We start from the raw sequence: 23,545 nt of genomic DNA, 5'->3' as shown, positions 1-23,545 counted from the left end.
GCCCGAGCCGCTTGCGGAAAGACATGGCAAGCTCGGGCATCGCGTGACGGCTGCGGCGGAGCCGATCGTCGGTCTAACCAGCGTTGATGAACGGCGAGACGGGGCGGGTTGCTCCCACAGCGGCCTCGATGACCTCAGCGACTTGCATCGCTTGATCGTCGTGGAAGGCCGCAGCGATGCATTGGACACCAACAGGCATACCCTTTGCGAGGCCCCCGAAGGTCACAGCCGCCGGAAGACCTAGAACGTTGGCAGGCACGATCGGCCCACAGTTATCCACAGTGTCCGCAACCGACTTCAAGTCCCAGTCGTGCTCGAACGCGACATCAAGCCACGTGGGCGCGATAATCACCGGGTACTCTTGGAAAAAGTCGTTCCAGACCCTGCTCATCCGACGACGCCGCACAAACAGGTCGATGTACCCGGGAAGGTCAAGCGGGCCCGCGAGGTCGACAAAGTCGCTCAGGAACTGGCGTCCCGCAGGGCCCATCGGTTCGGTTATGAGATCCTGAAGAACATTGACTTCGGTCATCAGGAAGTCGAGCCAAATCTGCCTCGTCTCTAAATACTCGGGAGCATCGATCTCGTCGACTTCGTAGCCAGCCGCGGCCACCGCCTCCCCTGCCTTGCGAACCACAGAGGACACCTCTGGGTCTGTTGGTGCTCCAGGAGGCGCCGCCATGACGGCGACTTTGAACGGCTGGTTGGAATCGGCGCGGTACAGCGGAACGTCAACCGAGTAGGGGTCGCGTGGGTGAGCACCGCTCATGATCTCCATGCCCAGCCGAACGTCCGCCACCTGACGCGCCATGGGGCCGTGCACCAACATCATTTGGAAGGAGAGCGGGCCGTCAGGCGGCAGGATTGAGTCCGCCCACGGAATACGGCCGGGGGTGGGCTTCAGAGTCGAGATGCCGCAGCAATGCGCAGGATTCCGCAGAGAACCAACGAGATCATTCCCGACTCCCAGCGCCGACATGCCAGATGCGAGGGCGGCGCCCTCGCCGCCTGACGATCCGCCAGCCGTGCGCCCCGGATGCCATGGGTTTCTCGTGAGTCCATGCAGCGTGCTGTCGGTCGTCATGCGCATGCCCATGTCCGACATGTTCGTTCGACCGACAACTATGGCGCCTTCCCCCAAGAGTCGATCCACTAGAGGCGTGTTCATAGGCGGGTAGAAGTCTTTGAAAGCGGGTACGGCGTCCGAGGTCGCCGAACCGACGAGGTCAATATTCACCTTGAGGGTGATCGGGACGCCATGAAGTCTGCCCAGCTGGTCTGGCTCCGTTCGAGTCTTCTCATCAGCGATGCGGGCAGACTGCCGGGCATCATCCGCCAGCACGACGGCAATGGCGTTGAGCTCCGGATTCACGTCCTCGATCCGCTGAAGATGTGCTTCTACGACCTCGGTCGCTGAGACGACTTTGGAGCGAACCAATCCGGCAAGCTCGGTAGCACTCTTTGACCACAACTGATCTGACATGACTTCCCCTTGGGTGGCGTTACGACTCAACTGACGATCGTCCGTCGATGGCTCTACGCTAGGTCTCCGCAGCTTCCTCGTCTGTGGTTTCAACGCACATGATCTCCACCACCACAGTGCACGGTGCACTCTCTGCAGGCTCCCCGGCGCCGCTCCTCGTCGTCGACCCCAAGGGCGACTGGTACGGCGTCCGCACGTCGGTAGACGGGGATCGGCCAGGATTGCCGATCCCGGTGCTCGGCGGGCGTCACGGTGACGTCCCGCTCGACTCCACCGCCGGCGAGCTCGTCGCGGACCTGCTCGTCGACCAGAAGCTCTCCGCCATCCTCGACGTCAGCGAGTTCACCAAAGCCGAGCTGCGGCGCTTCCTCAAAGCGTTCGGCGACCGCTTCTACCGCCGTGCTGATCGCACCCCCACACATTTCTTCCTCGAGGAGTGCCACGAGTACCTGCCACAGCAGGTCCGCGGTGAGAACGCTGCGCTCGTCGAGACCTGGCAGCGCATCGTCAAGCAGGGCCGATTCAAGGGCCTCGGGATCACGATGGCCTCCCAGCGCAGCGCAGCGGTCAACAAGGACGTCCTCACCCAGATCGACAACCTGTTCGTGCTGCGCACCACCGCACCGCAGGACCGCGACGCGATCAAGGCGTGGATCGACGTGCACGCCGACTCCAAGAGCATTCGCCGACCTGCCCACGCTGCAGACCGGCGAATGCTGGCTCTGGCAGCCCGAGCGCGGCGAGCCTCTCAAGTTCCGCTTCCGCATGCGGCACACCTTCGACGCCGGCACCACACCGCGTATCGGCGAGATCGCGGCAGCGCCCACCCGAACCACGCTCGCCGACGTCGACCTCGACGCGATCGCCGCGGCGATCACCCCACAGCGAGAGACCAGCAGCGACGACGCCGCGCAGCTGCGCGCCGAGAACAGCAGACTGCGCCGTGAGCTCGCAGCCGCGACGTCGGCGCCACCGCGCGAGAGGATCGTCGAGATCCCCGTCCCCGCCCCCGTCGACGCCGCCACGATCGACGCCCTCCGCCGCGCGATCGCCGACCTCTCGGCCGCGGTCGACCAGCTCGCCGCCGATCCTCCCGCCGGCCCCACGCCGCGCGCTGTGCGCGCGGTTCCCCCCACCACGAAGCCAAAGACATCTCCGACCGAAGAACCGGCCTCGACGAACGGCACCAAGGCAGACGCGCCAGCGCTGCGCAGCGGCGCGCAGCGGATGATCCTCGCCCTCGGCCGCATGGCACCGCTACGCCTCACCAAGAGCCAGTGGGGGACCGTCGCCCGCCTCAAGACCACCGGCGGAACCTGGTCTACCTACCTCTCCGACATCCGCCGCGCCGGCTTCCTCGACGAGAACACCGCCGGCTACACCCTCACCGACGCCGGCTTCGACTACCTCGGCGGCCGCCCCGACCCCCTCACCCCACGCGAGCTCCAAGACCACTACCGCTCCGTCCTCCGCCGCGGCGCAGCCGCGATGCTCGACGCGCTGATCCACGCCTACCCCGACAGCCTCAGCAGGGAAGACCTCGGCGCCGCGGCCGACATCGCCACGACCGGCGGCACCTTCTCCACCTACCTCTCCGACCTCACCCGCAACGGTCTCGCCCGCAAGACCGACACCGGCCTGGTCGCCACCGACATCCTCATGAACGGTGCCGAGCTCGAGCACGCGACATCCTCGCCAGGTGTCTGAGACCGGAGATACGCTGCAACGATGTGCGGGCGCTTCGCGATGGACTCACGACCAAGCAGTATCGACATCAGATGCATCACTTGCTTGCGATTGCATGGTTGATCTGGAGTTTCTCGGTCGCGGCAGGAGGCTCGGCGGGAGCTGGCCGCCGAGCCCAGGAGTGGATCACGGGCGGCGTGGCTGTCGCGTATGGTGCCGACAAGGGTGATTCGGCTACCAAGTCACCTTCTTGCCTGCTGGGGTGGTGCTTCACGAACGTGTCCAACAGCCTCTGCGGGTGAAGATCATGGAGAGTGGTTGCAACAATGATGCAACTGCTGCAACCATGGAGGGGTGCGTTCTGGTTCAGATGTTGATGGTCGCTCTTCGCTGCGGCTGACAGGAAATGTCGTCGCCCTCGATGAGGGGAAGTACGTCTTCGAGTCGATGCTGGATGGCTGGGCGAACCAGCAGACAAGTCGCGGTTTGCAGGCGACCACCATCGATTCGCGCCGGCGGTTCATCGAGGATTTCGCCGAGTTCTGCGCGGCGTACCCGTGGCAGTGGCAGCCGCGGGATCTCGAGGACTATTCAGTGCGCGTGCGACCCGGCAAGGGTCCCTTGAAGCGGTCAACGATTCGGGGGTATCAGACGAGGATCCGTCTGTTCTGCGACTTCCTCACTGACCCGCGGTACGGCTGGCAGGCGGAGTGTCTGGCTCGGTTCGGGGATGCGCCGCAGCAGATCTGCCATGACTGGAACACGATCTCGCACCTGCTCGACCATGAGGGGGATCCCGGGCGACGTGCCCTCACTTTCGATGAGCTGGAGCGGTTCTTCGATGCTGCGGATGCTCGGGTCGAGGCGATCGTACGTGCCAGGAGGAAGGGTGCGCTTGCTGCGCTCCGGAACGCGCAGATGTTCAAGACCATCTACGCCTTTGGGCTGCGGCGTTCCGAGTGCATTGGGCTCGACGTTGCCGATCTGCGGTCGAACCCGGTGGCCCCGGGGTTCGGGAGTTTCGGAGCGGTGTATGTCCGGCACGGGAAGGGCAGTCGGGGCACCGGTCCGAAGCGACGGACCGTGCTGACTCTGCCCGAGTTCGACTGGGTCGTTGACGGCCTCACCCATTGGGTGGACCAGGGCCGGCCGCGGGTGGTCGGTGATTGGGAGACGGACATCCTCTGGCCGACGGAGCGCAGGACCAGAATCGGTGGCCGCTACCTGAACGACCGTTTCGCCGAGCTGCGCGACGAAGCCGGACTTCCGGAAGAGCTGGTTCTGCACTCGCTGCGGCACACCTATGTGACGAACCTCATCGAGTGGGGCTACAGCGAGAAGTTCGTGCAGGATCAGGTGGGCCACACGTTCGCTTCGACGACGGCGATCTACACGTCTGTCGGGGACGACTATAAGAACCGGGTGCTCGCTGATGCGCTCAAGAGGAACACGGAGGACCGTGATGGGGACTGACTCGAAGGGGCCGATCGACTGGCACCTGCGTGCTCTGATGGCCGAGGCTGGGATGTTCCAGACCACGGAGCTGCTCGCGCCGCTGCGCGAGCAGGGCATCGTCTTGTCCCGCGAGCAGGTGTATCGACTGGTCACCAAAGCACCGGAGCGGTTGAACGTCGAAGTTCTTGCGGCGCTGTGCCGCATCTTCGGATGCCAGCCGAACGACCTCATCACTGTCGTGGCGCGACCGGCAGCGGCGAAGAAGACGGGCACTGGGCGGGGGCGTGACACGGCGATCGGGGACCTTCGTCCTGTGCGTGCGCGACTTCATCGTCCCGCCGATCCAGGCCGATGACGGCTACGCCGTCACAGACGTGTGACCGTTGCGGGCGTTCGAGCGCGGGCCGTTACTCGCTGCTCGGCGAGAAGATCTGCAACGTCTGCTACAGCGCGCTCCGCAGGAACCCGTCAGAGTGTCCGTTGTGCGGGAACATCCGAGTCCTCGCATTTCGCACCGATGAAGGCGTGATCACCTGTGCGATCTGCGCCGGACACCCGCCACGGTTCGCGTGCCGCACGTGCGGCAGTGAGGAGTTCCTGACCGGAACGCACTGCGGGCGATGCCGGCTGCAGGCACGACTGGACGAGCTCATCGGACCCAAGGGATCGGCTCCGATCGAGCTGACCAGGCTTCGCGTGTACCTTGCGAACGCGCCGATGGACCCGCGTTCGGTGGTGCGCTGGCTGCGGCGGCCGCACGTCACAGAGACCCTGCGCGGCATGGCCACGGGCGCGCTGCCCGTTGATCACTCGTCTCTTGATCAACTCCAGCAAAGGCCAGCAACGCGGTATTTCCGGCGTCTGCTCATCGAAGCCCAGGTGCTGCCGAACATCCACGTGCTGCAGCACGAGCTCACGCTGCACGTTGCCGCGGTGGCTGCGACTCTCGAGCGCCCGACCGGGAACAAGCTCCGCCGCTTCTACAGATGGGACGTGTTGCCCAAGCTTCACAGGCGCTATCGAGACCGCGATCGAGACCTGTCCAACGAGGCCTTCATCGGCCAGCGCGGGAAACTGGCCGCGGTCGTCCGGTTCCTGACCTGGATGGATGCTCGCGGGCTCGCCGTCAGTGACCTTGATCAACGCACGCTCGATCACTACATCGCCCGCGTCAAGACGCGAGAGCCCGTGGAGCACTTCGTGCGGTGGGCGACCAAGACGCGGCTGACGGGCGACCTCGCCACCAACGTCCGGGCTGCACGAAACACGATGTCGAACGTGACCGAGGAGGAGCTGTGGCGCGATATCGACCTTCTGCTCAACGGAGAAGATGTGGAACTGGAAGTGCGCGTGGCAGGGCTGTTCATGCTCCTCTATGCGCAGATCCTCGGACGCGCCGTCAGTATGACTCGCGACCGAGTAGACGCCACCGGGGCGCAGGTGACCGTGCGGTTCGGGGTCACGCCCGTCGTGCTCGATGACCGGGTCGGGGACATCGTCAGACGGCACCTCTCCGCCGCGCCGCGACGGGGATACGCCGCGGGGGAATCGAGCTGGCTGTTCGAGGGACTCTCGCCCGGCGCTCACATGACTGCGGCCTACATCAGGCTGCGCCTCACGGAACTCGGGATCCGTCCACGCGTGTCACGCGAGACCCGGATGAACCTGCTGAGCATGCGGATGCCCTCGGCCGTGGTTGCCGACGTCATCGGAATCGGCAACCACACGGCGGACCGGCGTAAGAGCAAAGCCGGCGGGATCTGGTCGAACTACCCAGCCGTGCGTCGATGACTACTAGTTCGCACTGCCCAGCGCGGCAGGTCGCAGCGCATCCGCGGCCGCCTCGAGCGCCCCGTCGTTGAGCGCGAAGTACGCCCACTTCCCGCGCTGTTCGCGGGTGACAAGCCCGGCGTCGGTGAGGAGCTTCATGTGGTGCGAGACCGTCCCCTGTGACAATCCGACCGGCTCGATGAGGTCGCAGATGCAGGCCTCGCCGCCTTCGGTGCCGGCGATAAGGGAGAGCAGCATCACGCGGGTCGGATCACCGATGGCCTTGAACACCCGAGCGGAACGCTCGGCCTCCTCGGGGGTGATCGATGCGGTGATGCGCGGCACGCAGCACGTGCTCTGCTCGATGGTCACGGGAAGGCTCATGCGGATAGTCTGACACGTATTGACAAACTTCGATAGGTAAGCGAGTGTTCTCGTATTGAAGTTTTTCGATCTGAGGAGATGTGATGTCTGAGCTTCCTGTCGTCGTCATCGGTGCCGGTCCGCAGGGCCTGGCTGCAGCCGCCCACCTGACCGAACGCGGCGTTGACGCCGTGGTCGTCGAGCGGGGCGGCTCGGCCGGTGCTGCCGTGTCCGAGTGGGGACACGTGCGACTGTTCTCCGGGTGGCCGGAGCTCACCGATGCCGCAGCGCGACGCCTTCTCGAGCCGACCGGCTGGACGGCGCCAGCAAGCGGCTACCCGACCGGGGCTGAGTGGGTCAGCGAGTACCTTTCCCCGCTCGCCGACGCTCTGGGCGACCGGGTGCTCTACGGCACGACCGTCACCGGTGTCGCTCGTCAGGGTCGAGATAAGGTCGTCGCGAGCGGCCGGAAGGCGCAGCCGTTCGTCGTGCACACGGTCGACCAGGACGGCCGTGATGGCCGCATCCTCGCCAGCTCTGTAATCGACGCGACCGGCACGTGGTCACTTCCGAACCCCGCGGGCGCTGACGGATACCCCGCGGTCGGCGAGACGGCTGCCTCGGAGCGCATCTCATACCGGATCCCAGACGACGTGTTCGAGCTGGCCGGCTCGCACGTGGTCGTCGTCGGCGCCGGCCACTCCGCGACGCACGCAGTGCTGCGCCTGAGTGAGTTGGCGCGTCGCGAGCCGGGCACCAAGGTGACCTGGCTGCTGCGCCGCGGGAGTGCAACGAACGTGTTCGGCGGCGGAACGGGAGATGAGCTGCCCGAGCGGGCCGCACTCGGCTCCCGCGCACGCAAGGTCATCGAAGCCGGCGTCGTCGAGGTCGTCACCGGGTTCCGCGTCGCGGAGTTCCAGCAGGACGGCGACACGCTCACGATCCTCGCCGAGAACGGCCAGGAGATCTCGGGTGTCACGCGCGTCTTCGCCCTCACCGGGTTCCGCCCCGACACCAGCATCCTGCGGGAGGTGCGCATCGAGCTCGACGGATCGCTGGACGCCGTGGCCGGGATCGCCTCGGAGATCGACCCCAACATCCACTCCTGCGGCTCGGTGGGAGCGACCGGCGCACGCCAGCTCGCACAGCCGGAGAAGGACCTGTTCATCGTCGGTGCGAAGTCCTACGGCCGCGCCCCCACCTTCCTCGCGCTCACCGGCTACGAGCAGGTGCGCAGCGTCGCAGCCCACCTTGCCGGCGACCATGAGGCCGCGGACCGCAACGAGCTTGTCCTGCCCGACACCGGAGTGTGCGGCGGCGCCGGCGGCTTCGACGCCGAAGGCAGCAGCTGCTGCGCCACGCCGTCCGTGCTGCAGATCGGCTCGCGCCCCGTCACCGTCGGCTGACGGTCTCGGAAAGAGGGCGGCTTCCCGTGGGAGGCCGCCCTCTTCGCGTGTCCAGGTGAAGAGTCGGTGAACGACGCCAGCGCCGATTGCGCCTTGCATAGATTGATGTCAATATAGAAGCATGTCGATTCAAGAGGTTGAGCTGGTCATCGTCGGGTCCGGCCCTGCGGGGTTCACCGCTGCGATCTACGCGGCCCGTGCGAACCTGGCGCCCGTGGTGATCGCCGGCTCCGTGACGACCGGTGGCGCACTGATGACCACGACCGAGGTGGAGAACTTCCCCGGCTTCGTCGACCCGGTCAACGGCCCGGAACTGATGGAGTCGATGCGTCAGCAGGCCGAGCGCTTCGGTGCCCGCATCCTCCTCGATGACGCGATCCGCGTCGACCTCGAGGGACCGATCAAGGTCATCGAGACGGGTGCAGGGGAGGCCTTCCACGCCCGCGCGGTGATCCTCGCGATGGGGTCGGCGTACCGCAAGCTCGGCCTCGCGGACGAGGAGCGCCTCACGGGCCGCGGAGTGTCCTGGTGCGCCACCTGCGATGGGTTCTTCTTCCGCGAGCAGGAGATCCTCGTCGTCGGCGGAGGCGACTCCGCGATGGAGGAGGCCCTGTTCCTCACCCGCTTCGCCTCCAAGGTGACGATCGTGCACCGCCGCGACGAGTTCCGGGCATCGAAGATCATGGCGCAGCGCGTTCTCGACCACCCGAAGATCGAGGTCGCCTGGAACAGCGAAGTCGCACGCCTCAACGGCGCCGAGAAGCTCGAGTCCGTCACGCTTCGCGACACCGTCACCGGCGCCGAGCGCGACCTGCCCGCGACGGGGCTCTTCGTGGCCATCGGCCACGACCCCCGCTCCGAGCTCGTCACCGGAACGGTCGACACCGACGCCGCCGGCTTCGTACTCGTCGATCACCCCTCGACCCGCACGAACCTCTCCGGCGTCTTCGCCGCCGGCGACCTCGTCGACCACACCTACCGGCAGGCGATCACCGCCGCCGGCACAGGTTGCGCCGCAGCGCAGGACGCCCAGCACTTCCTCGCCGCCTTCGAGAACGCGACCGCGCCTCTGGACGCCCTGACCGAGACCGAGGAGGTCTTCGCATGAGCACGCTCACCGCCGTCACCGACGCGACGTTCCAGGACGAGGTCCTCGGCTCCGACCTCCCCGTCGTGGTGGATATCTGGGCCACCTGGTGCGGGCCGTGCCGGCAGGTCGCCCCGCTGCTCGAGCAGCTCGCTGCCGAGTACGAGGGGCGCGTGAAGATCGTCAAGGTCGACGCCGACCAGAACCCCGAGACAGTGATCGCCGCCGGCGTCACCTCCATCCCCACTCTCGGCTTCTACCGCGACGGCACACGCACGGACATCCTCATCGGCGCGCACCCGAAGCCTGTCATCGCCGAGAAGATCGAAGGACTGCTCGCATGACCACCGCAACCACCACCCCTGCCCGGGCCGCAACCCGGCGGCTCTCCACACTGGACAGATGGCTGCCGCTGTGGATCGGGCTCGCCATGGTCGCGGGTCTGCTTCTGGGGCGGTTCGTGCCGGCGCTGTCGGATCTGCTCGGCCGGATGGAGGTCGGCGGCATCTCGGTGCCGATCGGGCTCGGACTGCTGGTGATGATGTACCCGGTGCTGGCGAAGGTCCGCTACGACCGGATCGCCGCCGTCACGGGAGACAAGAAGCTCCTGATCTCCTCGCTGGTGCTGAACTGGCTGGTCGGCCCGGCCGTGATGTTCGCATTGGCCTGGATCTTCCTGCCCGACCTGCCCGAGTACCGCACCGGACTGATCATCGTCGGGCTCGCCCGCTGCATCGCGATGGTCGTGATCTGGAACGACCTCGCCTGCGGCGACCGTGAGGCGACCGCCGTACTGGTCGCGATCAACTCGGTGTTCCAGGTGGTCGCGTTCTCGCTGCTGGGCTGGTTCTACCTGACCGTGCTGCCCGGGTGGCTCGGGCTGGACACCCAGGGGCTGGAGATCTCGGTCTGGCAGATCGCGCTGAACGTGCTCGTCTTCCTCGGCGTGCCGCTGGTCGCCGGCTTCGCGTCCCGGTGGATCGGCGAGCGGCGCCGCGGCCGCGACTGGTACGAGGAGAAGTTCCTGCCCGTGATCGGACCGTGGGCGCTGTACGGGCTGCTGTTCACCATCGTGCTGCTGTTCGCTCTGCAAGGAAAGCAGGTGACGTCCCATCCCCTGGATGTCGCGCGCATCGCCATCCCGCTGCTGGCGTACTTCGCGATCATGTGGTTCACCGGCATCCTCACCGGCAAGGCACTCGGGCTGAACTATGCCCGCTCCACCTCGCTGGCCTTCACTGCAGCGGGCAACAACTTCGAACTCGCGATCGCCGTCGCCATCGGCACCTTCGGCGCCGCCTCCGGCCAGGCCCTCGCCGGCGTGGTCGGCCCGCTCATCGAAGTGCCCGTCCTGGTCGGGCTCGTCTACGTCTCACTCTGGGCGGCCCGAGCCTGGTTCCACACCGATCCGTACACCGGCGAAAGGATCACCTCATGAACCTCACCCTCACCGGCACGGCCGACGCCTGCAGCCCGGTCGCCACGCACGCCATCGGCCAGGAGGCCGCCGGCACGGTGGCCGCGACCCTGAAGGCACTCGCCGACCCGCTGCGACTGCGGATGCTCTCTGCGATCGCCTCGGACCCGCGCGGCGAGTCCTGCGTCTGCGACCTCGCCGAGCTCGCAGACGTGTCACAGCCGACCGTGTCGCACCACCTGAAGGTGCTCAAGGACGTCGACGTGCTCACCTCGGAACGCCGCGGGACATGGGTCTGGTATCGCATCAACCCGAGCCGCCGCAGCGCCGTCACCGCCCTGCTGGACTCCTTCGCCCCGGCGACCATGACGGCGCCCAGCGAGGACGGGAACAGCGAAGATCGCGACATCCGCCCAGACTTCGACATCCGGATCACCCACCTCGCCGACGAACTCGCCGCCGAGATCCCCGAGCTCGCCCCGGAGACTGTGCTGAGCATCGTGCGTGAGTCCTACACGTCGCTGGCCCGTACCGCGAAAGTCACCGGCGCGCTCGTCCCTCTCACCGAACGCTTCGCCAGGCAACGACTCGCAGACATCACCAGAGACCGCAACCACTCCGTCCCGCAAGTGCTCTTCGTCTGCGTCGCCAACGCCGGCCGCTCCCAGCTCGCCGCGGCCCTGGTCAACCAGATCGCCGGCGGCAAAGTCATCGCCCGCTCCGCCGGATCCAGCCCCGCCGAGATCATCCACCCCCACGTGCGCTCGATCCTCGCCGAGATCGAAGGCGATGCCGCGGCCGCGCGCTTCCCGAAGCCCCTCACCGATGACGCCGTCCGCGCCGCCGACGTCGTCATCACCATGGGCTGCGGCGACGTCTGCCCCATCATCCCCGGGGTTCGCTACGACGACTGGGCGGTCGGGGACCCCGCCCTCGCCTCGCGCGAAGGCGTCGAAGCCATCCGTGACGACATCGAAGGCCGCGTCCGTGCCCTCGTCAACGAACTCACCCACTGACCCATCCCTCACAGGAGCCACCATGATCGACACCACCGCACCCAAGCCCTCCGTCCTCTTCGTCTGCGTACACAACGCCGGCCGCTCGCAGATGGCCGCCGGATTCCTGCGCGACCGCGCAGGCGATCGCATCGAAGTGCGTTCCGCCGGGTCCATGCCAGCCGACCAGATCAACCCCGTCGCCGTCGAGGCCATGGGCGAGCTCGGGATCGACATCACCGCCGAGCAGCCCAAGGTCCTCACCACCGAAGCGGTGCAGGCCTCCGACGTCGTCATCACCATGGGCTGCGGCGATGCGTGCCCGTTCTTCCCCGGCAAGCGCTACGAGGACTGGAAGCTCGACGACCCGGCCGGGCAGGGCATCGACGCCGTCCGTCCGATCCGCGACGAGATCCGCACCCGCATCGAACAGTTGGTCAGCGAACTCGTCTGAGCGACTCCGATTGCCGTGCACTGTCCCCGGGACCTCGTCTCTCCGTCGACAGCCTCCTTGCCTCGTAAGTTCAGCAAGCACTGTATAATCAGTGCATGCTGACTATTGCTTCTCGCCTCGACGTCATGAACCGGCTCGGCCGGGCCATGGCGGACCCGACGCGTTCCCGGATCCTGATGACCTTGCTCGGCGGCCCGAGCTATCCGGCCGTGCTGTCGCGCGAGTTGGAGCTGACCCGCTCGAACGTCTCGAACCACCTGACCTGTCTGCGCGACTGCGGCATCGTGGTCGCCGAGCCTGAGGGGCGGCAGACGCGCTACGAGATCGCCGACCCGCACCTCGCGGCGGCGCTCACCGCACTGGTGGACGTGACGCTTGCTGTCGACGAGCACGCTCCCTGCGTGGACTCTTCGTGCACCGTGCCGGGCTGCTGCGGGACGGGAGCAGGCGAGTGAGCGCGGCGTGCGGCTGCGAGCACGACGAGCCCGAGACTGTCATAGGCGATGAAGCCGAGGAGGCGGAGCGCCCCTGGTGGCGGGACCGCGGGATCATGGTCCCGGTCTTCTCCGGCGTCGCCTTCCTCACCGGCCTGGCGCTGGAGTGGTCCGGGATGGAGATCCCGGCACTGGTGGCGTTCTGGATCGGTCTGCTGCTGGGCGCGTCGACGTTCACCCCGGGCGCGATCCGGAAGCTGTTCAAGGGCAAGCTCGGCATCGGCCTGCTGATGACCATCAGCGCCGTCGGCGCGGTGATCCTCGGCTACGTCGAGGAGGCCGCCGCCCTGGCGTTCCTGTACTCGATCGCCGAGGCGCTGGAGGACAAGGCGATGGACCGTGCTCGCGGCGGGCTCCGGGCGCTGCTCAAGCTCGTCCCGGAGACCGCGACCGTCCGCCGCGACGGCGTCTCGGTGGAGGTCGCCGCGAAGGACCTGGCTGTCGGTCAGTTGATGCTGGTGCGGCCGGGCGAGCGGATCGCGACCGACGGCGTCGTCCGCACGGGACGTTCCAGCCTGGATACGTCCGCGATCACGGGGGAGTCGATCCCGGTCGAGGTCGAGCCCGGCGATGCCGTGTCGGCGGGTGCGATCAACACCGCGGGGGCGCTGGAGGTCGAGACGACCGCGGCCGGCACGGACAACTCGCTGACCACGATCGTCGACCTGGTGGAGAAGGCGCAGGCGGAGAAGGGAGACCGCGCCCGTCTCGCCGACCGCATTGCCCGCCCGCTCGTGCCCGGCGTGCTGATCCTCGCCGCTCTCGTCGCGATCATCGGGTCGCTGCTCGGCGACCCGGAGCTGTGGATCACCCGCGCACTCGTCGTGCTGGTCGCGGCATCGCCCTGCGCGCTGGCGATCTCGGTCCCGCTGACCGTGGTGGCCGCCATCGGGTCGGCGAGCAAGTTCGGCGTGATCATCAAGTCCGGGGCCGTGTTCGAGCGGTTCGGCGTGATCCGCCACGTCGCGGTCGACAAGACCGGCACCCTGACCCGCAACGAGCCCGCCGTCACCGCGGTGCTCACCGCCGACGGCGTGACCGAGGCGCAGGCGCTGGCGTGGGCGGCGTCGTTGGAGCAGCACAGCACCCACCCCCTCGCGGCCGCGATCACCGCTGCAGCGCCTGAGGCCCCTGCAGCCGAGGGCGTGACCGAGCAGGCAGGTCACGGCATCGAAGGCGAGCTCGACGGCGCGCGGATCACGGTCGGCAGCCCGCGTTGGCTCGACGCCGGATTCCTCGGCGACCAGGTCGCGGGGCTGGAGGAGCAGGGCATGACGGTCGTGATCGTCCACCGCGACGGCGAGCCGGTCGCCGCGATCGGCGTCCGCGACGAGCTGCGCCCGGAGGTCCCCGAGGTCGTCCGTACCCTCGCCGCGCAGGGCATCGGGGTCACGATGCTCACCGGCGACAACGCTCGCACCGCCCGCGCCCTCGCCGCCCAAGCGGGGATCGAGGACGTCCGCGCCGAACTGCGCCCGGAGGACAAGGCCGCTGCGATCGCAGAGCTCGGTGCGAAGGGCTCGGTCGCGATGATCGGCGACGGCATCAACGACGCCCCCGCCCTGGCCGCTGCCGATATCGGCATCGCGATGGGCGCGACCGGCTCCGATGCCGCGATCGAGTCCGCCGACGTGGCCTTCACCGGCCACGACCTGCGGCTGCTGCCGCGCGCGTTCGACCACGCCCGCCGCGGACGGCACATCATCAACCAGAACATCATCCTGTCGCTGCTGATCATCAGCGCCCTGCTCCCGCTCGCCCTCTTCGGCGTCCTCGGCCTCGCCGCCGTGGTGCTCGTGCACGAGATCGCCGAGGTCGTCGTGATCCTCAACGGTCTGCGCGCCGCCCGGACCCGGAAGACCATCGCGTGACCGTGCAGGACGTCGCCGCGACAGTCGGCGAAGACCGTACGGGCCCACGGCCGCAGGCGAGGAGAGCCCTTGGCTTCACCTTGGTCGTGGCCGTGCTCGCTGTGGTGCTCGACCAGGCCTCGAAGGCCCTCGCCGTGGCACAGCTGGCCCCGGGGGAACGGATCCCGCTGGTCGGGGACCTGTTCGGCCTGTCCCTGGTCTACAACCCCGGAGCCGCGTTCTCGCTCGGCTCCGGGGCCACCTGGATCATCACCCTCATCGGCGTACTCGCCTCCGCCGCGGTGGTCATCTTCGCCATTCGGCTGCGCGGTGCCCGCTGGGGCCTCGCGCTGGGGCTGGTCCTCGGCGGCGCGGTCGGCAACCTCATCGACCGAATCATGAACCCGCCCGCGTTCGGCCGCGGCCACGTCACCGACTTCCTCGCCTACGGCGACCTCTTCGTCGGGAACGTCGCCGACGTCTTCGTCGTGATTGGGGTCGGACTCGTCTGCCTGAACCTCCTCCTGCCGAACGCTCGCACGATGACCAACAGCGAGAGAACGGAAAGCGCCTCGTGAAAGTGGAATTGCTGCACATCGTCGACTGCCCCAACACGGACATCGCCGAAGCCAACGCACGCGCGGCGCTCGACGCTCTCGGGCTCGGGGGCGTCGCCGTCGAGCTGGTGACGATCCACACCGAGGCCGAAGCGGCAAGCCTCGGGTTCGGAGGATCGCCCACGCTCCTGGCCGACGGCGTCGACCTATTCCCGACATCTCCTGTACAGGCACTTGCGTGCCGCGTCTACACAACGGAGAACGGGTTCGCTGGGGCACCAACCACGTCCCAGATCGAACGGGCGATCCGAGCATTGCCCGAGCAGGCGTAACCGGCGGACACGATCATCACCTGGTCAACATGGAGCCCACCAAGCCGTGGTGCGAATACTGCCTCCCGAAATACTGCTCTCCACCGACAAGGTGAACGAGGCGATCACCGCCTACGTGCACGCCGGCGGGAAGCCTCAGGATTGGCGCCCGTCTGATTGGGCTGCGAACTACAACGTCGCCCCCACCAATCCGTCGGTGATCGTTCGGGACCGGGTCGACGACGAATCCGGCGAGGTGCGCCGAGAGGTCGATTGGGATGCGGTCTGGGACTTCCGCCCGCCGTGGTTGAAGACTCCCGCCCCGCAGATCAACGCCCGGATCGAGAACCTGACCAGCTCAAATCTGTGGAAGAAGGCGTTCATCGGCCGACGCGCGATCGTGCCGATGCTGGGGTACTACGAGTGGAAGACAATCGCAGGCAAGAAGCAGCCGTACTTCATCCACTCCGACGCCGATTTCCTCTCGGCCGCTGGCATCTACGTGCCCGTGAAAGAGGGCGACGACTGGGTGGTGCGGTTCGCGATCATCGCCCGCGAAGCCCGCGATGCGTCCGGAGAGATTCACGACCGGATGCCGGCGTTTCTGACCCCGGATACCTGGGATGCGTGGCTCTCCCCCGGCGACCTCGACGACCCGGCCGAAACGCTCGACATGCTCATGGCGACGTCCGAAACGATCGCCTCCACAATCACCACCTTCCCGGTGAGCAAAGCGATCAACAACGTGCGCGCCCGCCCCGTCTGGGACGACCCCGAACTGCTGGAACCCGTCGACATCGACGGGTAAGTGCGCGACGTCGGCGGATGGGCCGATAATCGCCGCATGCTCTTCATCGCCCGCGGGATCGAAGACGACCATTTCTGGGTTGTTCAGGAACTCGATGGCGCCCTCGTGGAGACGCCCTGGCGGGTCGAACACGAGTCGGACGGCTACCGTCTCAGTAACGCCGATGACAGCCACGAAACAGCTCGCGGTTATGCGCTGGGGGCGTTCTTGACGCCGGAATCAGCGGTGGAGGCGCTGCGCGACATCCTCTAGCCCTGGTGCTGCGTACGGCGATATCGTGACGCCGGGGGCTCACGCCGATGTGGGCCAGCAGGGAGCAGATCATGGCCGGCAAGTTTGAGCTGTACCAGTCCTCGAACGGTGAATACCGTTTCCGTCTAAAAGCCGGCAACGGCGAAATCATCGCCACCTCCGAGGGGTACACCTCGAAGGCGTCCGCGAAGAACGGCATCGAGTCCGTGAAGAACAACGCGCCGGATGCCGAGGTCGTCGACCAGACGTAGGCTGCCGCGCGCGGGGCGCTTGCCCTCGATGGGTTCGTGCTCAGTTGTGCGGGATGTTACCGATTGCTCCGGTGGGTCCGGGCGGGATGTTCTTCTGCGCGTCGAGCCAGAGCTGGTGGCGGCGCAGCGCGCTCTGCACGGCGGATCGGATGACCCAGTGGAGGGCGAAGAGCAGGATAGCTGCGAAGACGAGGTAGATGAGCAGGCTGCTGAGAATGCCGGGCCAGAAGCTAGAGACCATGAGGGGTTCCTTTGCTCGAGCGGGTTGACGCCTAGGTGTCAATGCGCGGTGAGGGTGCCGTCGGTGAATCCGACGTCGATGTGGAGGTGGTTGCAGGTGTCGTCGAACTGGGTGAAGTGGTTGGTGGCGATCGTGGTGCCAGCTTCGGCGCGGCACAGGATTTGGCCGACTCGGGCGCCGTCGGGCATGACGGGGTCGAGGGCACTGATGAGGCGCAACGAGTTCCCATCGGCGCCGGTGAGGGATTGCCCGTTGAGTCGGTAGAAGTCGACAGCGAGGCCGCCGCCGTTGAAGTAGTGCGATGACGCGGTGCCGGCGCCTTCGATCTGGCCGGTGCATTTGCGGTTGATGTCGGAGACGCCGACCTGATCGAAGACCTGGAGGGCGAGCACGAGCACTTGGAGGATGCGAACGTCGACGCCGCAATCCGGGACGGCCTGACCCTGCGCGATCCACCGAATCTCTTTGATGTGGTCCGGGGTGGAGCCGATGAGCCGGCCCTGGTCGGCGGCGTCGACGAGCTGCTGCGCGAGCTGCACCGCATCCCCGCCGATCGCACACGCTCCCGCTCCCCCGGTCGACACCAGCCCCTGCACGATGGCCGTGGCCGGGGCGTAGAAGGGGGTGTAGTAGTTCGGGTCGGCGTTGATCTGCACCGCGTGCGCGGCAAGGGTCGGAGCCATCGTCTGCCAACCGTCCACGCCCATGAGGCGGGTGAAAAATGCTGTCGCAGCTTTGAACGGGTCCATCCTGTTAGCGAGCGGCCCGTAGCCGCGTTCCTGCTGCTGGAACAGGCCGACGGAATCGGCCACGGTCCCGTCGGGGTTGATGGCGTTGTCGCCGTGGTCGAGGTTCCGGAGCGTCGATTCCCCGATCGCGGTCATCACACCGATCGTCTGCGCCGCGGTCGGGAGTTTCAGCTCCGCGGCCGCGTTCATGATCTGCGCCGCGTTCTCCAGCTGCTCTCCCGAGAATCCGGCGATCGATTGGCTACCGGCAGCACCCGCGTCAACGACGCCGCTTCCGCATCCGGCGCGCGCGTCCGGGGCCATGCCGAACAGCACCGCGGTCGCCGTGAAGGCGACGACGGTGACGGCGGCGACCGCGGGGAGCTTCCAGCCCATGAGGTCAGCCCTGGATGCCGGCGGCGGCCTTGAATGCTTCGTCGGTGTCGGTGATCTGGGTTTCCCACGGCGACCGGATGTGCTGCACCAGCGTCTCCGGCCGCGAGGAGTATTTGAAGATGTGGTGCCCGTCGGCCAGCCGCTCGATCTGCTGCGCGGTGTCGGTCCCGAACGCGAACGTGCGCGCCGCCCACAGCGCATCCTCGCGGAGGGTCTGACGGTGCACGTGCACGGTCTGGGCTTCCTGGATCATCGCCATTCCCGGCGACCCGGGCGGGATGTCGGTGCCTTTGTGGAACACGAACACGTTCGACAGGCCCAGTCCGCGGGAAAGTTTCTGGTTCGCGCGCGCGAGCTGCGCCGACGGGCCGGCAGCGATGTGCCAACCCTCCTCGTAGACACAGTTCGTCGCCCACCCACGGTCCTCGCGGAGCCGGCCGAGGAGCCACATGTGCCCGATGGCCATGACCGCCGGCACCGCCGGGCCCTGGTCGGGGAGCTGCGAGATATCGAACGCGGTCAGCTTGCCCCGGAGGTCGACGTTCTTCGACGTCTCGCCGTCGAGGAGCCCGCCGTAGTCCTGAAGCAGCGTGTTGAGGGTGAACCGCACGGAGAGGCCGGCCTGGTGCAGCGCGTCGATCGCCTGAGGCGAGAGGCCGGCGTAGTCGTCCATATCGGCCACCCGCGACAGGTTCGGCAACACATCCGCCAACGTTGGCGTGCGGCCGTCCTGGTACGCCGAGACGGTGCGGCGGAGAGCCGCGCGGAGGGCTTCTTCTTCCCACTCGTTCAAGGCTTCATCTTCGCGGGCGAGCCGGGCGACGACGTTGAGGAGCTGCATCTGCCCGACCATGCCGGTGCCGCGGCTGATCATCGGATCGAGGAGATTCAGGCGGGTACCGGTCCCGTCGACGGCGAACTTGATCGGCTCATGCCCATACGCCCGCGCCAGCTCGGCATACTCGCCCTCTCCCCCGCGATCCTTCTTGTCGAACACCACCGCCCGCCGCTTGTTCAGCAGCAACGGCCGGATCACGTAGACCGTCTTCGTCAGCGACGACTTGCCGGAGCCGACGTCACCGATCACGACCACGTTGGGGCTTGATACGAGCCGGGGTGAGGCGTTGTAGGCGGTCACGGGGTCGTGGGCGATCATCGTGCGCGAGAGCACGTCTCGGCCGATCACGACACCGTTGGTTCCGGTTGGTGCGCCGATGATCGCGGTGTTGAGGATTTCGGCCTGTCTCGTCGACGTCGGAGCACCCGGGAGAGCGGGCGCGTAGAAGCCGCGGCGGGCGGCGCCGAGCTTCGTGCGGAGCCGTGACCCGGGCATCGTCCACGGCACGATCTCCCGCGCCTCACCGGTGGCTTCGTCGACCTGAGCTGCCGTCTCGACGGGCGGCGCGAACGCGCGCAGCACCGGCATCGTGTGCCACGCCTTCGCGGCCGTCTTGGGTTCGGTCTTGTCTGCGGCGTGTGCGCTCACAGCGCCTCCCTCTCGCTCTTGCCCGCGAGGGCGTTGATGAACTTCGACCCGAACGACGACCGGCCCGGGGTGAGCCCGCGGCCGATTGGCCAGGTCGTGCCGGATGCTGCCGCCTGGTAGGAGTCCTGCCACTCCAGCCGCTCGATCCCGAGCCCGGTCGCGCACGTCTCCTCGAGCGCGCGGGAGGCGCGCATGAGCGCGTCCCGGTCCCGTTCGGAGATCGTCACGTAGCCCACCCAGGCGCCGCCGTGGTGAGGCGACCCGTGGGCGAGATCGAGTGCCCGTCGACGTGCGGCGGAGAGGTTGGCGCCAGTTTCGTCGTTCTCGACGCGGCCCTTCTGCGCGTCGTCGAGCCGGTCGGCGCGATCGCGCGTGACGTCCTTCGCGGTCGCGGCTTTCGCCTCACCCTTGGGCACCAGGTGGAGGTGGAACGACAGGGTGCGGATGAACCGAATGTCCGAGCCAGTGAGGAGATCGAGCGCCCACAGCTGGCCGCGGGCGCCCATCGCCATGTTCTCCGACCGGATCGCCGCCGTGCGATGCCACCACTGCACCGGGCTGCCCATGATCGGGTCGACGTCCTCGACGATCTGCGCCGAGAACTCATCGTGCGACGCAACCCCGAGCCGGGCAGGATCGACACCCTTGACGAGGTCGATTGGCCGGGAGGGGTTCTGCTGGTGCAGTATCACTGCGGCCAGTCGGCGCGCGGTGAGCACGTCGACGTGCCCGACCCGCGCCTCGGTGAGGCCACGGAGCGTTGACGCGATCTCCTGCCGCATCAGGCCCCGCCATCCGTCACGGCCCTCGCCGTACTTCGCGGCCGCGTCGTGGAACGCGCCCGTGATCGGCCAGGAGACCGTGAAGAAGTGGCGTTGCACCATCGCGTCTTCGCTGTTCAGGCGCAACACATTCTCGTAGGACCGCACGGCTTCGGCGGGCGCGTCGGGGTCGAGGGAGCTGAGCACCCAGAACTCCTGCATCGCCGAGTCCGCCGGCAGCACCCGGGTGGTCATCTGCACGTCGCTAACCAGATTCATGGGCGTTGCCCTCGACGCGAGAAACAGTCCGAACGCCTCAGCAGCACGGCGGAGCTTCGCGGACGACTCCGACCCCGACACCTGCCCGGTGGCAGTGAACGTAACCGACAGGTAGGGCTGCTCTCCGAGCGGGGCGTGCCAGGCGATCCCGGGTTCGTTGTGGCCGCATTGCAACCACCCCATCCCGTCCGCGCCGTCCGGGTGACTCCGCATGATCGTGAGCCGCCGGGCCGCCTCCCACTTCTCGGTGCGGCCGCGAGCCTGCGCTGCGGCTTGCTCGCGCTGATCCCACTCCGCGACGTCGAATGGTTCGAACGCATCGGTTCCGGTCTTTACCCGTGCTCGCCACCGTGCCCGGCGGGTGCGCCGGTCGAGGATCGATCCGCGGTGCGTGCGCTGGGTCAGGAAGAACACGACCAGGCCTACGCCGAGCCCGAGCGCGAGTCCCCACACTCCGAAGATCGGGGTGAACACGAGCATCGCGAGGAATGCGCCCAGCAGGCCCACCATGCGGGTCTTGGAGACAGCGCCGCCGAAGAACGAGCGGTGCCCGCTCTCGCCGCCGATGTGCCGGGCGGCGTCGCTGTGCAATTGCTCCGTGGTCACAGGTCGGCTCCTTCGTCATCCATCGTGTCCAGCGACTGCTGCGCAGCAGCGTCGGTGTACTCGACCGCCTTCTCCCCGACCTTCGCCCCCACAGCCATCGCGCCGGCCGCCACCAGCGTGGGAACGCCGATCACCGCACCGACTCCGGTTGCGGACTCCCCCGCACCGGCCGCGGCCGTTCCCGCAGCGACGCCCTCTCCAGCGCCAGCAACGCCGGCTGCTGCACCGGATGCCCCGGCGCTAGCTCCCGCGGCCGCGCCAGCTCCACCGGCCGCACCCGTGCCGGCCCCTGCGGCTCCAACGCTCGCCCGCTGCGCGGCGGCAGCTCCGAGCCCTCCGCCGCCTGCACTCGAGACGGGTAGCTCGTCCGTGGCCGCGGGGGCTGCCTGAGACTCACTCGTCGGAGCCGACTGTTGCGTGGCCTCGGGATGCTGCCTCTCCGTGACGGAGGAGAGCTTGTCTGAACCCCACGAGCCGGGGTCTTTGCCGGCCCCGTTACTTCCGCCCGTGCCCAGCGGAATGACGGGCGCGAAGCTCTTCAGCAGCAATGGTGAGAACGCGGCGATGAACAACGCGATCACGGCGACGATGAGGCCAACGAGAGACTGGAGGGAGGCGTTGTTGCCGAAGGTGTTCACGCTCGAACCCATCATCTGGAACGCCACCCCGAGCAGCAAGAACAGCAGCGGGTGAGCGGCGAGAATGCCGACCCAGAGCCCGATGACGCGGAGCCCGAATCGGCGGTGGTTCTCGTCGATGATCCACACGATGCCCAACGGCACGATCACGCCCATGAAGTACAGAGCGACGAGCTGCACGATCAGGATGCACAGCACCAACAGCAAGCCGATGAGCATCAGGATCATCAAGATCGCGGCGACGGGCACTCCCCCGGCCATGCCGACGGGGTCGGCCTCGTCGAGCATCGTCTGGAACCCGTTGATCGTGTCGTCGATGCTGCCGGTGATGCCCCAACTCATGAACACGCTCGACAGAGAGTGAAAGAAGTTCACCAGCAGCAGACCGATCAGCGGCCCGAACATCGCCCCGCCGAGAAACAGCGGCGTGTAAAGGCCCAAGGACTCGGCCAACGCTCGACCCGACTGGTGACCGCGTGCCGTCCGCACGAGCTGCATGAGGAGGATGACGACCATCACGAGGATCGCGGTCGCGAACGAGATCGCGTAGGCACTGAGGAACCAGTCGACCGATAAATCGGGCAATGTTGCCGACGTCAGCGCGGGCAGGAGGTCGTTGGCGAGGCTTTTCGACGCATCCCGCATCGCCTCGAACGTCTTGCCCCACGGGTCTTGGAAGAACCCGAGCACCTGACCGCCGTTGTTGATTGCATCACCGATACCGCCTGCTGTGCAGTCGATCCAGTTCTGGCACTCGTTGTCCATCAGCAACCTCCGGTGAAGGTCGTTCCGATCGCGTAGAGGTCTTGGGTAGTCCGCGAGAGCGAGCCGCTTTCGAGCTTCCAAGCGTCGTCTTCCCAGACCAGCGTTAGCGTCGATGACGACCGCAGCTGCGGGCTCAGTTCACCGTCGATAACGTATGCGGCGCCAACCGACACCTCGACTCGGTCAGGCTCCGCCGACTCGACGTGCCACACGCCGGGCACCGTGGAGAGGTAGAACGGAGTTCCGTTCGGGACTACACCGGACGAGTTGTTCTGACCTTTCGGCAGTGCGCTCGTAAGATCGCGGAACTGGGGCGTCGCCGTAGATGCGAAAAGCACCCCCTCAACCTGCGCTGCTTCGTCCGCTGTTACCGCGGGATCGCGGAATGTCCAACGCACCATCGCAGCAGCCACTTCTACCGCCCCGTTAGTGGTGTGAGGGGCTGCCGCCTGCGCCGCGAGCAGCATCGCCGCGTCGCGCTCCGGCCCGCCAAGACAGCCTGTCGGTTCCTGGTCAGTCACAACCGTCGTGCTCGGTGTGGGGGTTGGGACGGGCGCGCCGTCGACCTGGTTGGGTGATGCGGGCCGGAGGGCGATGACGAGCACGACGACGGCGGCCGCGATCACGGCGGCCCCGGCGAGGAACCAGGGCCAGATGCGGCGTGGTGGTCGTGCTTCGGCTCGCATGCGTCAGCTCCCGAAGACAGCCAGGATCGCCCCCACGATGACCGCGAGTGCGGCGAGGATGCCCAGGGAGATTCCGGACACGAGCGCGCGGGTGCGGCTGGTCTTGTACTCCATCGGGTTGTTGCCTGCGGAGGCTGTCGCCATCGACGCAACGTTGACGATCAGGAATACGATCGCGGCGACGATCGCGAGGCCCCAGAGGCCGGCGAGGAGCTTCTGCCAGAGAGCGGTGAACTCAGCGCCGAAGATGGAGAAGTCGGGGATGATGCCGTCGATCGGGTTGTCGATCGCCAGCACGCGAGTGGTGAGGCTCATGAGTT

General features: G+C 67.3%; 26 protein-coding genes. 17 read left to right on the top strand and 9 right to left on the bottom strand.

Annotation, left to right across the window (positions count from 1 at the left end):
- Window positions 1–73: 73 nt before the first annotated feature.
- The gene (locus tag ACN4JJ_RS20135) at window positions 74–1,483 is read right to left on the bottom strand and encodes an amidase (protein ID WP_440711670.1); all 1,410 of its coding nucleotides are present in this window, start codon (window positions 1,481–1,483) and stop codon (window positions 74–76) included.
- Between the two features lie 765 nt (window positions 1,484–2,248).
- On the opposite strand from ACN4JJ_RS20135, the gene ACN4JJ_RS20130 reads away from it, so the two are divergent.
- The 4 genes from ACN4JJ_RS20130 (at window position 2,249) to ACN4JJ_RS20115 (ending at window position 6,415) form a co-directional block, all read left to right on the top strand.
- Window positions 2,249–3,190, top strand: coding sequence for a hypothetical protein (locus ACN4JJ_RS20130; RefSeq protein ID WP_440711669.1), 942 nt, complete (start codon window positions 2,249–2,251; stop codon window positions 3,188–3,190).
- Between the two features lie 333 nt (window positions 3,191–3,523).
- Window positions 3,524–4,642 carry a tyrosine-type recombinase/integrase gene (locus ACN4JJ_RS20125; RefSeq protein ID WP_233486705.1) on the top strand — a complete coding sequence of 373 codons (1,119 nt, stop codon included), beginning with the start codon at window positions 3,524–3,526 and terminating at the stop codon, window positions 4,640–4,642.
- Window positions 4,632–4,979 (top strand): helix-turn-helix domain-containing protein, encoded by a 348-nt coding sequence (locus ACN4JJ_RS20120; RefSeq protein ID WP_061015168.1) that lies wholly within the window; start codon window positions 4,632–4,634, stop codon window positions 4,977–4,979. The genes ACN4JJ_RS20125 and ACN4JJ_RS20120 overlap by 11 nt, the downstream gene beginning before the upstream one ends.
- Window positions 4,980–5,149: 170 nt before the next feature.
- Window positions 5,150–6,415, top strand: coding sequence for a site-specific integrase (locus ACN4JJ_RS20115; RefSeq protein WP_061015169.1), 1,266 nt, complete (start codon window positions 5,150–5,152; stop codon window positions 6,413–6,415).
- 3 nt (window positions 6,416–6,418) lie between these two features.
- On the opposite strand, the gene ACN4JJ_RS20110 is transcribed toward ACN4JJ_RS20115, so the two are convergent.
- On the bottom strand, window positions 6,419–6,778 hold the full coding sequence (locus ACN4JJ_RS20110; RefSeq protein WP_061015170.1) for an ArsR/SmtB family transcription factor: 360 nt from the start codon (window positions 6,776–6,778) through the stop codon (window positions 6,419–6,421).
- An 83-nt stretch (window positions 6,779–6,861) separates the two neighbouring features.
- On the opposite strand from ACN4JJ_RS20110, the gene ACN4JJ_RS20105 reads away from it, so the two are divergent.
- From ACN4JJ_RS20105 to ACN4JJ_RS20045, 13 genes are all read left to right on the top strand, one after another.
- Complete coding sequence (locus tag ACN4JJ_RS20105) at window positions 6,862–8,163, top strand: NAD(P)-binding domain-containing protein (protein ID WP_101847476.1); 1,302 nt, start codon at window positions 6,862–6,864, stop codon at window positions 8,161–8,163.
- A gap of 121 nt (window positions 8,164–8,284) precedes the next feature.
- Window positions 8,285–9,271, top strand: a complete 987-nt coding sequence (gene trxB, locus ACN4JJ_RS20100) for a thioredoxin-disulfide reductase (RefSeq protein WP_016465422.1) — start codon at window positions 8,285–8,287, stop codon at window positions 9,269–9,271.
- On the top strand, window positions 9,268–9,594 hold the full coding sequence (gene trxA / locus ACN4JJ_RS20095; RefSeq protein ID WP_016465421.1) for a thioredoxin: 327 nt from the start codon (window positions 9,268–9,270) through the stop codon (window positions 9,592–9,594). The genes trxB and trxA overlap by 4 nt, the downstream gene beginning before the upstream one ends.
- Window positions 9,591–10,688, top strand: coding sequence for an ACR3 family arsenite efflux transporter (gene arsB / locus ACN4JJ_RS20090; protein WP_016465420.1), 1,098 nt, complete (start codon window positions 9,591–9,593; stop codon window positions 10,686–10,688). Before trxA ends, arsB begins: the two co-directional genes overlap by 4 nt.
- Entirely contained in the window at window positions 10,685–11,683 is a 999-nt protein-coding gene (locus ACN4JJ_RS20085) for a metalloregulator ArsR/SmtB family transcription factor (RefSeq protein ID WP_016465419.1), read from the top strand. The genes arsB and ACN4JJ_RS20085 overlap by 4 nt, the downstream gene beginning before the upstream one ends.
- A gap of 22 nt (window positions 11,684–11,705) precedes the next feature.
- A complete protein-coding gene (locus ACN4JJ_RS20080) occupies window positions 11,706–12,116 on the top strand; it encodes an arsenate reductase ArsC (RefSeq protein WP_016465418.1) in 411 nt (136 codons plus the stop codon).
- 95 nt (window positions 12,117–12,211) lie between these two features.
- Window positions 12,212–12,571 carry a Cd(II)/Pb(II)-sensing metalloregulatory transcriptional regulator CmtR gene (gene cmtR, locus ACN4JJ_RS20075; RefSeq protein WP_016465417.1) on the top strand — a complete coding sequence of 120 codons (360 nt, stop codon included), beginning with the start codon at window positions 12,212–12,214 and terminating at the stop codon, window positions 12,569–12,571.
- A complete protein-coding gene (locus ACN4JJ_RS20070) occupies window positions 12,568–14,481 on the top strand; it encodes a heavy metal translocating P-type ATPase (RefSeq protein WP_016465416.1) in 1,914 nt (637 codons plus the stop codon). Before cmtR ends, ACN4JJ_RS20070 begins: the two co-directional genes overlap by 4 nt.
- The gene (gene lspA / locus ACN4JJ_RS20065; protein ID WP_016465415.1) at window positions 14,478–15,038 is read left to right on the top strand and encodes a signal peptidase II; all 561 of its coding nucleotides are present in this window, start codon (window positions 14,478–14,480) and stop codon (window positions 15,036–15,038) included. The genes ACN4JJ_RS20070 and lspA overlap by 4 nt, the downstream gene beginning before the upstream one ends.
- Window positions 15,035–15,349 (top strand): hypothetical protein, encoded by a 315-nt coding sequence (locus ACN4JJ_RS20060; protein ID WP_016465414.1) that lies wholly within the window; start codon window positions 15,035–15,037, stop codon window positions 15,347–15,349. Before lspA ends, ACN4JJ_RS20060 begins: the two co-directional genes overlap by 4 nt.
- Window positions 15,350–15,440: 91 nt before the next feature.
- A complete protein-coding gene (locus ACN4JJ_RS20055; RefSeq protein ID WP_440711668.1) occupies window positions 15,441–16,136 on the top strand; it encodes an SOS response-associated peptidase in 696 nt (231 codons plus the stop codon).
- A 36-nt stretch (window positions 16,137–16,172) separates the two neighbouring features.
- Window positions 16,173–16,388, top strand: a complete 216-nt coding sequence (locus tag ACN4JJ_RS20050) for a hypothetical protein (protein ID WP_440711667.1) — start codon at window positions 16,173–16,175, stop codon at window positions 16,386–16,388.
- A 71-nt stretch (window positions 16,389–16,459) separates the two neighbouring features.
- Window positions 16,460–16,639 carry a YegP family protein gene (locus ACN4JJ_RS20045; protein ID WP_440711666.1) on the top strand — a complete coding sequence of 60 codons (180 nt, stop codon included), beginning with the start codon at window positions 16,460–16,462 and terminating at the stop codon, window positions 16,637–16,639.
- A gap of 40 nt (window positions 16,640–16,679) precedes the next feature.
- On the opposite strand, the gene ACN4JJ_RS20040 is transcribed toward ACN4JJ_RS20045, so the two are convergent.
- The 7 genes from ACN4JJ_RS20040 to ACN4JJ_RS20010 all read right to left on the bottom strand — a co-directional run bounded on the left by ACN4JJ_RS20040 (window position 16,680) and on the right by ACN4JJ_RS20010 (window position 23,540).
- On the bottom strand, window positions 16,680–16,880 hold the full coding sequence (locus ACN4JJ_RS20040) for a hypothetical protein (RefSeq protein ID WP_440711665.1): 201 nt from the start codon (window positions 16,878–16,880) through the stop codon (window positions 16,680–16,682).
- Between the two features lie 38 nt (window positions 16,881–16,918).
- Window positions 16,919–18,004: a hypothetical protein gene (locus ACN4JJ_RS20035; protein ID WP_440711664.1), complete on the bottom strand. Its 1,086-nt coding sequence runs from the start codon at window positions 18,002–18,004 to the stop codon at window positions 16,919–16,921.
- Window positions 18,005–18,008: 4 nt separating this feature from the next.
- The gene (locus ACN4JJ_RS20030) at window positions 18,009–19,430 is read right to left on the bottom strand and encodes a putative type IV secretion/conjugal transfer ATPase (protein ID WP_440711663.1); all 1,422 of its coding nucleotides are present in this window, start codon (window positions 19,428–19,430) and stop codon (window positions 18,009–18,011) included.
- Between the two features lie 56 nt (window positions 19,431–19,486).
- Window positions 19,487–21,040, bottom strand: a complete 1,554-nt coding sequence (locus ACN4JJ_RS20025) for an SCO6880 family protein (RefSeq protein WP_440711662.1) — start codon at window positions 21,038–21,040, stop codon at window positions 19,487–19,489.
- 92 nt (window positions 21,041–21,132) lie between these two features.
- Window positions 21,133–22,539 carry a hypothetical protein gene (locus tag ACN4JJ_RS20020; RefSeq protein ID WP_440711661.1) on the bottom strand — a complete coding sequence of 469 codons (1,407 nt, stop codon included), beginning with the start codon at window positions 22,537–22,539 and terminating at the stop codon, window positions 21,133–21,135.
- Window positions 22,539–23,225, bottom strand: a complete 687-nt coding sequence (locus ACN4JJ_RS20015) for a hypothetical protein (RefSeq protein WP_440711660.1) — start codon at window positions 23,223–23,225, stop codon at window positions 22,539–22,541. Before ACN4JJ_RS20015 ends, ACN4JJ_RS20020 begins: the two co-directional genes overlap by 1 nt.
- Before the next feature lie 3 nt (window positions 23,226–23,228).
- Window positions 23,229–23,540, bottom strand: coding sequence for a hypothetical protein (locus tag ACN4JJ_RS20010; RefSeq protein WP_440711659.1), 312 nt, complete (start codon window positions 23,538–23,540; stop codon window positions 23,229–23,231).
- Window positions 23,541–23,545 lie beyond the last annotated feature (5 nt).

Origin of the sequence: Herbiconiux dendrobii, from assembly GCF_052048175.1 — a bacterium.
In the GTDB taxonomy this organism is placed as follows: Bacteria; Actinomycetota; Actinomycetes; order Actinomycetales; family Microbacteriaceae; genus Herbiconiux.
The sequence above is the reverse complement of the archived record's forward strand: the minus strand, read 5'-3'. Positions and strand labels throughout refer to the sequence as shown.

Excerpts from the sequence above, each read along its gene's own strand:
- ACN4JJ_RS20105 (WP_101847476.1), top strand. The coding sequence starts at position 6,862 with ATGTCTGAGCTTCCTGTCGTCGTCATCGGTGCCGGTCCGCAGGGCCTG.
- ACN4JJ_RS20135 (WP_440711670.1), bottom strand. The coding sequence starts at position 1,483 with ATGTCAGATCAGTTGTGGTCAAAGAGTGCTACCGAGCTTGCCGGATTG.
- ACN4JJ_RS20045 (WP_440711666.1), top strand. The coding sequence starts at position 16,460 with ATGGCCGGCAAGTTTGAGCTGTACCAGTCCTCGAACGGTGAATACCGT.
- arsB (WP_016465420.1), top strand. The coding sequence starts at position 9,591 with ATGACCACCGCAACCACCACCCCTGCCCGGGCCGCAACCCGGCGGCTC.
- ACN4JJ_RS20120 (WP_061015168.1), top strand. The coding sequence starts at position 4,632 with ATGGGGACTGACTCGAAGGGGCCGATCGACTGGCACCTGCGTGCTCTG.
- ACN4JJ_RS20035 (WP_440711664.1), bottom strand. The coding sequence starts at position 18,004 with ATGGGCTGGAAGCTCCCCGCGGTCGCCGCCGTCACCGTCGTCGCCTTC.
- ACN4JJ_RS20040 (WP_440711665.1), bottom strand. The coding sequence starts at position 16,880 with ATGGTCTCTAGCTTCTGGCCCGGCATTCTCAGCAGCCTGCTCATCTAC.
- ACN4JJ_RS20050 (WP_440711667.1), top strand. The coding sequence starts at position 16,173 with ATGCTCTTCATCGCCCGCGGGATCGAAGACGACCATTTCTGGGTTGTT.
- cmtR (WP_016465417.1), top strand. The coding sequence starts at position 12,212 with ATGCTGACTATTGCTTCTCGCCTCGACGTCATGAACCGGCTCGGCCGG.
- ACN4JJ_RS20020 (WP_440711661.1), bottom strand. The coding sequence starts at position 22,539 with ATGGACAACGAGTGCCAGAACTGGATCGACTGCACAGCAGGCGGTATC.
- ACN4JJ_RS20030 (WP_440711663.1), bottom strand. The coding sequence starts at position 19,430 with ATGCCGGTGCTGCGCGCGTTCGCGCCGCCCGTCGAGACGGCAGCTCAG.
- ACN4JJ_RS20080 (WP_016465418.1), top strand. The coding sequence starts at position 11,706 with ATGATCGACACCACCGCACCCAAGCCCTCCGTCCTCTTCGTCTGCGTA.
- ACN4JJ_RS20025 (WP_440711662.1), bottom strand. The coding sequence starts at position 21,040 with ATGGTGGGCCTGCTGGGCGCATTCCTCGCGATGCTCGTGTTCACCCCG.
- ACN4JJ_RS20085 (WP_016465419.1), top strand. The coding sequence starts at position 10,685 with ATGAACCTCACCCTCACCGGCACGGCCGACGCCTGCAGCCCGGTCGCC.
- ACN4JJ_RS20010 (WP_440711659.1), bottom strand. The coding sequence starts at position 23,540 with ATGAGCCTCACCACTCGCGTGCTGGCGATCGACAACCCGATCGACGGC.
- ACN4JJ_RS20015 (WP_440711660.1), bottom strand. The coding sequence starts at position 23,225 with ATGCGAGCCGAAGCACGACCACCACGCCGCATCTGGCCCTGGTTCCTC.
- ACN4JJ_RS20110 (WP_061015170.1), bottom strand. The coding sequence starts at position 6,778 with ATGAGCCTTCCCGTGACCATCGAGCAGAGCACGTGCTGCGTGCCGCGC.
- ACN4JJ_RS20130 (WP_440711669.1), top strand. The coding sequence starts at position 2,249 with ATGCGGCACACCTTCGACGCCGGCACCACACCGCGTATCGGCGAGATC.
- trxB (WP_016465422.1), top strand. The coding sequence starts at position 8,285 with ATGTCGATTCAAGAGGTTGAGCTGGTCATCGTCGGGTCCGGCCCTGCG.
- trxA (WP_016465421.1), top strand. The coding sequence starts at position 9,268 with ATGAGCACGCTCACCGCCGTCACCGACGCGACGTTCCAGGACGAGGTC.